This is a genomic window from Streptomyces sp. NPDC002690 (assembly GCF_053592415.1).
In genome coordinates, this window is the sequence record NZ_JBSFVR010000356.1 from 1 (window position 1) to 7,764 (window position 7,764).

Annotated in this window: 6 protein-coding genes; 1 reads left to right on the forward strand and 5 read right to left on the reverse strand. The window is 71.2% G+C overall.

Translation table 11 applies throughout. The features are described from left to right. Positions 1–143: 143 nt before the first annotated feature. The 5 genes from ACWD3D_RS30200 to ACWD3D_RS30220 all read right to left on the reverse strand — a co-directional run bounded on the left by ACWD3D_RS30200 (position 144) and on the right by ACWD3D_RS30220 (position 5,132). On the reverse strand, positions 144–2,513 hold the full coding sequence (locus tag ACWD3D_RS30200; protein ID WP_451463936.1) for an FtsX-like permease family protein: 2,370 nt from the start codon (positions 2,511–2,513) through the stop codon (positions 144–146). After that, positions 2,510–3,226 carry an ABC transporter ATP-binding protein gene (locus ACWD3D_RS30205; protein WP_451463937.1) on the reverse strand — a complete coding sequence of 239 codons (717 nt, stop codon included), beginning with the start codon at positions 3,224–3,226 and terminating at the stop codon, positions 2,510–2,512. The genes ACWD3D_RS30200 and ACWD3D_RS30205 overlap by 4 nt, the downstream gene beginning before the upstream one ends. Next, entirely contained in the window at positions 3,223–3,747 is a 525-nt protein-coding gene (locus ACWD3D_RS30210) for a PadR family transcriptional regulator (protein ID WP_451463938.1), read from the reverse strand. The genes ACWD3D_RS30205 and ACWD3D_RS30210 overlap by 4 nt, the downstream gene beginning before the upstream one ends. Positions 3,748–3,876: 129 nt before the next feature. Beyond that, on the reverse strand, positions 3,877–4,152 hold the full coding sequence (locus tag ACWD3D_RS30215) for a hypothetical protein (protein WP_451463939.1): 276 nt from the start codon (positions 4,150–4,152) through the stop codon (positions 3,877–3,879). Then, positions 4,149–5,132, reverse strand: coding sequence for an SPFH domain-containing protein (locus ACWD3D_RS30220; protein WP_451463940.1), 984 nt, complete (start codon positions 5,130–5,132; stop codon positions 4,149–4,151). Before ACWD3D_RS30220 ends, ACWD3D_RS30215 begins: the two co-directional genes overlap by 4 nt. A gap of 316 nt (positions 5,133–5,448) precedes the next feature. On the opposite strand from ACWD3D_RS30220, the gene ACWD3D_RS30225 reads away from it, so the two are divergent. Then, positions 5,449–7,677 (forward strand): transglycosylase domain-containing protein, encoded by a 2,229-nt coding sequence (locus ACWD3D_RS30225; protein WP_451463941.1) that lies wholly within the window; start codon positions 5,449–5,451, stop codon positions 7,675–7,677. Positions 7,678–7,764 lie beyond the last annotated feature (87 nt).

Here is a 7,764-nt window from a genome sequence, read left to right on the forward strand (position 1 = left end):
GCACCGGCGTCGCCTTCACCCGCGACCCGGCCAGCGGCCACCAGGGCGTCTACGGCGACTACCTGCAGAACGCCCAGGGCGAGGACCCGCCGGGGAGCACTGACCCCCGGCGGCCGCCGTCCGTACCCGCGCGGGGCAGGCCGCTACTCCGTACGCAGCCCGTCCGGCCGCATCAGGCGCCAGAGCACCGGCAGCGAGAGCAGCGTCACCAGCAGGACCACCCCGGCACCCGCTCCGGCCATCGGCAGGAACAGCGACCAGTCCGAGACCGGCTTGGCGGTCATCCAGGACAGCCCCCAGCCCAGCGCCAGCCCACCGGCGACCGCGACCACCAGCCCCACCGCCACCGGGATCGCCGTCTGCCAGAGCACCGACCAGCCCAGCGTGGAGCGCCGGGTTCCGAAGGCCACCAGGACCGACAGCAGCCGCTTGCGTTCCCGGAGCTGCTCCAGCTGCTGCACCAGCATCGAGGCGGCCATCAGCAGCAGGGTCGCGGTCCCGCCGACCTTGAGTGCGGTCTGGATGCTGGCGTACCGGCCGTCCCGCTCGGTCGAGTTCAGGGCGACCACCCGCATCGAGGGGTCGATCACGGCCGCCGCGTTCCGGACGAATTCGGAGACGTCCGGCACGCTCTCGTCGATCTTCACCTGGAGGACGATCGTCGCGCCCGGCAGGGTGGCCGGATCGATCGCGCCGAGGGTGGCGAGGATGCCCGTGGTCTCCTCGCCGTGCGGGTCGAAGCGCCCGGTGACGGTCCGCGCCGCCGCGGGGAGGGTCCAGCGGACCGGTCCGTCGGCCGCCCCGTAGTCGTCGATCTCGACCTCCTCGCCCTTGCGGGCCGACTCGTCCACCCAGTCGGACATCTCCTGGTCGTGGGCGGGGTGGGCGACGAAGGTGTCGCCGTCCGCGCAGTCGCCGATCCGGGCCAGCTCCTTCAGCGTCGCGCAGTCGCCGACCGTGATCGAGGTGGTGGGCTGGACCTCGTCCTCGGAGTACGTGCCCGGCTTCGTCGCGAACACGTCCACCGTGCCGATGACCTTCTCCACGCCTCTGACGTCCCTCAGCGACTCGATCGCGCCGGTGGCGCCGTCGCCGGTGACGTTCTGGGAGGCCATGTAGAACTGGGCCCGGGTGGGATCCTGGCCGGTCATCCTGTTGAAGTCGGTGTTCATCGAGGCGAAGAGCATCTGGAGCGCCACCGCGCCCGCCACCGCCACGGTGATCCCGCTGACCGTCCGTGCCGCCGTTCCGGAGCTCAGCTGGAGCCGGCGCCCGGCCAGCTGCCAGGGCACCGGTCCGCCGCGCAGCCTGTTGACGCACGCCTCCACCGCCCAGGGCAGCAGCAGCGCCAGGCCGCCCAGGACGAGCACCGCGCCGACGATGATCGGCGCCGCCTCGGCCGTGCCGTCCTCGGGCGCCCTGCCCTTCGCGGCGAAGACACCGAGCCCGGCCAGCGGGACCAGCAGCCGCCACCAGAGCCGCCGCTTGCGGGTGCGGGCGTCCCGTACGACACCCAGCGGCTCCACCACCACGGACCGCATGGCGACCAGGGTCACCAGCACCGCGCAGGCCGGTACGGCGCACGCGATCAGCGCGGCCATGGGGACGGAAGGGGCGAGGTCGGCGGGGAACACGCTCTGCTCCCAGACCGAGAGGGAGCCGACGAACGGCCGCACCGAGAGGAAGAGGACCGCCCCGCAGGCCAGCCCGAGCAGCGCGCCGAAGAGCGCCTCTCCCGCCGCGATCCAGCGGACCGAGCGGGTGTCCGCGCCCACCAGGCGCAGCGCGGCGAGGCGGCGGTCCCGGCGGTCGCCGCCGAACCGGACGGCGGTGGCGATGAAGACGGCCACCGGCATCAGCAGGACCACGCCGACCATCACGCCGAGCACGAGGAGCAGCGGGCTGAGCGGCGGTACGGGCAGTCCGCCGCCGTAACCGTTCAGCCGGTGGCCGCCGTTCGCCCGTTCCAGGGTGGAACTGCCCAGGTAGAAGCGGAGTTCGCCGGGGGAGACCAGCCCCGCGTCGGAGATCGTGCCGTCGACGGCGTACGGCAGCCGTTCGCGGAGCAGGCGCCCGTCCGGGGCGTCCAGCATCTCGGCGAGTGCGGGCGAGACGTACATCCGGCCGGCCGCGGGGATGCGCGGCAGGCCCGCCGGCAGCACCGGGTGAGCGCCGTCGGCGCGCATCAGCACGCCCTGGACGGCGCGGTCGTGGTACTCGGTGTCGATCGAGGTGACGAGGACCGTGCGGTCCGTCTTCTTGTTGGTGTCGGCAGCCATGGAGGAACGACTCTCCGACCGGGCGTCACCGCGGTTCTCGCGCGCGTCCAGCAGATGCGGGACGGCGGAGGCGACGAGCAGCAGCAGCACGCCGATGCCCACCCCGACGGCGGTGAGCAGGGTGCGTGCCCATCCTTCGCGCCCGCCCGCCGCGGCGAACCGGACACCGAGCCCGAGGTCCCGGAGCCGGGCGGGGGTACGGGTGCGGGAGAGGGGGCCGGGCGGAGTCGTCACAGGGCGTACTCCAGGTCGGTGGCCCGGCCGTCCCGGACGGTCACGTCGCGGTCGGAGTAGGCGGCGACCCGCGCCTCGTGGGTCACCAGCACCACGGCGGTCCGGGTGGACCTGGCGGCTTCGGTGAGCAGCTCCATGACCCGCTCGCCGTTGAGGGAGTCCAGCGCACCGGTCGGCTCGTCCGCGAAGAGCACCTTCGGGGAGGAGGCGAGGGCACGGGCCACGGCGACCCGCTGGCCCTGGCCGCCGGAGACCTCGCCGGGGCGTTTCGCCGCGAGCCCTTCGACCTCCAGCCGCTCCATCCAGTGCAGCGCGGTCCGCTCGGCTGCCTTGCGGCGGACGCCGTCCAGCCGCAGCGGGAGCGCCACGTTCTCCACGCAGGTCAGTTCGGGGACGAGCTGGCCGAACTGGAAGACGAAGCCGAAATCGGCACGGCGCAGGGCGCTGCGTTCCGCGTCGGACATCGAGGAGAGCTCGCGGCCCGCGTAGGTGACCGAGCCGGAGTCGGGGGTGACGATCCCGGCGAGGCAGTGCAGCAGGGTGGACTTGCCCGAGCCGGAGGGGCCCATCACCGCGACGACCTCGCCGGGGTGGACGGAGAAGGAGGCGCCGTCGAGCGCGGGCGTCGCACCGTACGTCTTGCGCAGGTCGCGGGCGGCGAGCAGGGGGGCGGAGAGCGGGGAGCCGGGGATCGTGGGACCGGGGAGCGTCACGGGGCGATCACCTCGGCGAGCTTGTCGAGCCGGGCGGCGGTCAGTTCCAGCCACCGCAGGTCGGCCTCCAGATGGAAGAGCGCGTGATCGCAGATCAGCTGGTCGGCGAGGTCGCCGTCGCGTTTGCGCGCCGTCAGTGTCCGCATCAGCCGCAGGTGTTCGGTGCGCTGGGTGTCCAGTACTCCGGCCGCGCCGCGCCCGGTCAGGATCGCCAGCACCACCTTGGTGTACAGGGTCGACTGGAGGTAGGGCTCCGGTTTCTCCGGCTGTGCGAGCCAGCTGGAGACGTCGGTGATCCCCGCGTCGGTGATGGCGTACCGCTTGCGCTCGGGACCTCCGTCGCTCTCGACGCCGTCGACCTCGACGAGCCCGTTCTTCAGCAGCCGGGACATGGTCGAGTAGACCTGCCCGTAGTGCAGGGGGCGGTCGTGGCCGAACTTCTCGTCGAAGGTGCGCTTCAGGTCGTAACCGTGGCGGGGACCGGACTCAAGGAGTCCGAGCAGGGTGTGGCCGATAGACATGCGGAGCACTGTACACGGCGTGTATACCTGCGGTGTATAGCTGGCCGGGAAGAGGCGGTTCGGCGCCGCTTCCCGCTCCCGGGAGGCGGCGCCGGTACCGGAGAGCGGTGAGCGGCGCCGGCCCCGTGCTCACTCCGGCGGGCGTGCCTTCGGCTCGGGCCCCGAGGGCCCTGAGGGCCCCGAGGGCGGCCCGGGTGGTCGTCCCCGGCGGGCGATGGGCGCCGTGGTGCCGGGCAGCCGGCCCGCCTCGGCCAGTGCCCGCCGCAGCAGGAACTCGATCTGCGCGTTGGCGCTGCGCAGCTCGTCGGAGGCCCAGCGCGCCAGCGCGTCGTGCACGGCGGGGTCGAGCCGCAGCAGCATCTGCTTGCGCCGCCGCGGCCCGCTCCCGGTGGTCTCTTCGGTCACTGGTAGAGCGTGCCCGTGTTGAGGACCGGCTGCGCGGCGCGGTCCCCGCAGAGCACCACCATCAGATTGCTGACCATGGCGGCCTTGCGCTCCGAGTCCAGCTCCACGATGTCCTGCTCGGCGATCCGGGTGAGCGCCATCTCGACCATGCCCACCGCGCCCTCGACGATCTGCTGGCGGGCCGCGACGACCGCCCCGGCCTGCTGCCGCTGGAGCATCGCCGAGGCGATCTCGGGGGCGTACGCGAGGTGACTGAAGCGCGATTCGATGATCTGGACCCCGGCCGCCTTCACCCGGGCGGTCAGCTCGACGGCCAGCTTCTCGGTGATCTCCTCGGCGTTGCCCCGCAGTGAGAGGCCGCCCTCCTCGTGGGCGTCGTACGGGTACTCGATGGCGATGTGCCGGACGGCCGCCTCGGTCTGGGTGGCGACGAACTCCAGGAAGTCGTCCACCTCGAAGAGCGCCTGTGCGGTGTCCTCGACCTTCCAGACGACGATCGCGGCGAGCTCGATCGGGTTGCCGTAGGCGTCGTTGACCTTGAGCACCGCGGTCTCGTGGTTGCGGACGCGGGTGGAGATCTTCCGGCTGCTGGTGAGCGGGTTGATCCAGCGCAGGCCGTCGGTCCGGATGGTGCCGACGTACCGGCCGAAGAGCTGGATGACCCGGGCCTCGCCGGGCGCGACCATCTTCACCCCGCTCATGCAGAAGAAGGAGGCGATGGCGAGCAGGATGCCGACGATCACCAGGGCCGCGCCCGCGCCGTCGTTGCCACCCGATCCGAGCACGCCGCCGATGACGATCACGCCGATGCCGAGGAGGACGCCGACCACGGTGAGCAGCAGGCCGAGGCCGCCGGGGATGGAGTGCGCGGTCACCTCTCTGACCTGCGGGGCCGGCAACTGGGGTGCGTCGACGGGCAGATCGGTGGTGGGCGCGGGTGTGGACGGGATCTGCTGGTGGTCGTCGTGCTGTTCGGACACGGGGTCCCCCGATTCGTCTGACTCCCCGGCGGACACCGAGGAGTTCGTAGCTCTCAAAGTGATATCACATTAATGCTTTTCGCAACCGTGGAGCCCTCTGCGGAGTCGGTTCCTTGAGAAGCGGGTGCTGATTCTCACGTCCGGAAAAGGGCGGATCGCTTGCTTTTTGTCCGTCCTGACGGTGTTAGCTGTCTTGGCTGGGCAGAGCTGACGGCAGAACTGACGACAGGGCTCACGACGGTGCGGACGGCCACGGCCGACCGGACCGACGGAGCCGCGGGGGACCGACCGACCGAGAAACAGGAGCGACACAGCGATGGGGCGAGCGGATGAGCGACGTGCCCGCGGCAGGGAGGCACGGGCCGGCAAGAAGGGCGGCATACGCGGGCTCTTCACCTGGAAGCGGCTCCTGGGCACCTTCTTCGGTCTCTGCCTGCTGGTGATGGGCGCCTTCGTCGTGCTGTACCTGTACGTACCGGTACCCGAGGCGAACGCCCAGGCGCAGAAGCAGAGCAACGTCTACAAGTACAGCGACGGCACCGTGCTGGCCCGCACGGGCGAGGTCAACCGGGAGATCGTCGACCTCGCGCAGGTCCCGAAGGACGTGCAGCACACCTTCGTCGCCGCCGAGAACAAGACCTTCTACCAGGACAAGGGCGTCGACCTGAAGGGCACCACCCGTGCCCTGCTCAGCACTGTCTCCGGCAAGGGCAAGCAGGGTGGTTCGACCATCACCCAGCAGTACGTGAAGAACTACTACCTCACGCAGGACGCGACGGTCTCCCGCAAGCTCAAGGAACTGGTGATCTCGCTCAAGGTCGACCAGAAGATGAGCAAGGACGACATCCTCGCCGGGTACATCAACACCGCCTTCTACGGCCGCGGCGCCAGCGGCATCCAGGCCGCCGCCCAGGCGTACTACGGCGTGGACGCTTCCAAGCTCGACGTCTCCCAGGGCGCCTACCTCGCCTCGCTGCTCCAGGCCCCCAGCCAGTACGACTGGGCCACCGCCACCGACACCGGCAAGCGCCTGGTCAAGAACCGCTGGGCCTACACCCTCGACAACATGGTCGAGAAGGGCTGGCTGAGCAGCGCCGACCGCCAGAGCCTGAAGTTCCCCGTCCCGAAGGACCCCAAGGCCGCACCCGGCATGGAGGGCCAGACCGGCTACCTCGTCGAAGAGGCCAAGGCGGAACTCAAGGAGCAGGGCGTCACCGAGGAGCAGCTCGAAGCCGGCGGCTGGACCATCACGCTGAACATCGACAAGAAGCGCCAGAAGCAGCTGGAGAAGTCGGTCGACGCGCAGCTGGAATCGAAGCTCGACCGGAAGAACAACAAGGTCGACGCCACGGTCCAGGCAGGGGCCACCTCGGTCGACCCGAAGACCGGTGCGATCGTCGCCCTCTACGGCGGGGTCGGCTACACCGAGCACTGGACCTCCAACGCCACCCGCCGCGACTACCAGCCCGCCTCCACCTTCAAGCCGCTGGTGCTCGCCTCCGCCCTGGAGAACGAGTCCACCACCCAGGACGGCGACCTGATCGGCCTGAACACGACCTACGACGGCACCAGCAAGCGGCCGGTCGTCGGCAGCGACACCCCGTTCGCCCCGGAGAACGAGGACGACCGGGACTACGGCGACATCAGCGTGCAGAAGGCGCTGAACGCCTCGGTCAACTCCGTCTTCGCGCAGATGGTCGTCGACGTCGGCCCCGGCAAGGTGAAGAAGACCGGGCTGAGCCTCGGGCTGCCGGACAAGAACTTCCCCGAGCGCCCCGCGATCACGCTCGGCACCATGGAGGTCTCGACCGAGGACATGGCCGGCGCCTACGCCACCCTCGACAACCACGGCAAGAAGATCACGCCCCACATCGTGAAGGCGGCCGAGCACCGCGACCGCACGGTGGACGCCGTGAAGGGCGTCGGCAAGCAGGTGATCAGCCGCAAGTCGGCCGACACCGTGACCCAGGCGATGACCGGGGTCATCGACTCCGGTTCCGGCCAGGCCGCCAACACCACCGCGTACGAGGCGGCGGGCAAGACCGGTACGTCCGAGAACAACAAGGCGGCCTGGTTCGCCGCCTACACCCCCGAGCTGACCACCGTCGTCGCGCTCTTCGGCGAGGACCCGAAGGACCACCACCAGGTCAGCCTGACCGGCACCGCCAACTCCGGCCGCGCCAACGGCGGTGGCTTCCCCGCCCGGATCTGGGCCGACTACACGCTGGGGGCGCTGAACGGCGGCTCCGACGCGCAGTTCGACCTGGAGGACGTGGAGAAGGGCGAGGTGCCCTACACCCCGCCGCCGACCCCGACCGAGTCGGCCTCGCCCACCCCGACGCCGAGCGCCACGACCCCGTCCCCGTCGGCGACGCCCTCGGAGGAGCCGACGGAGACCGAGACCCCGTCGCCCGACCCGAGCGAGTCGACCCCCGTCGAGCCCACCGAGACGCCTTCCGGCGGACTGGACCCCGGGGACGGCGACAGCGGCGACGACGGCGACCAGACGGGCGGACGCCCCGGTGGCACCGGCCTGCTGGGCTGAGAGCCCGACGGGATCCGAGCCGCGGCGGGCGGGCCCGCGCAACACACGGGTGAGGGGCGGTACCGGATCACTTCCGGTACCGCCCCT

What these genes read in the sequence shown, in the direction of transcription:
- ACWD3D_RS30225 (WP_451463941.1), top strand. Translation starts at nt 5,449, where the DNA reads ATGGGGCGAGCGGATGAGCGACGTGCCCGCGGCAGGGAGGCACGGGCC.
- ACWD3D_RS30210 (WP_451463938.1), bottom strand. Translation starts at nt 3,747, where the DNA reads ATGTCTATCGGCCACACCCTGCTCGGACTCCTTGAGTCCGGTCCCCGC.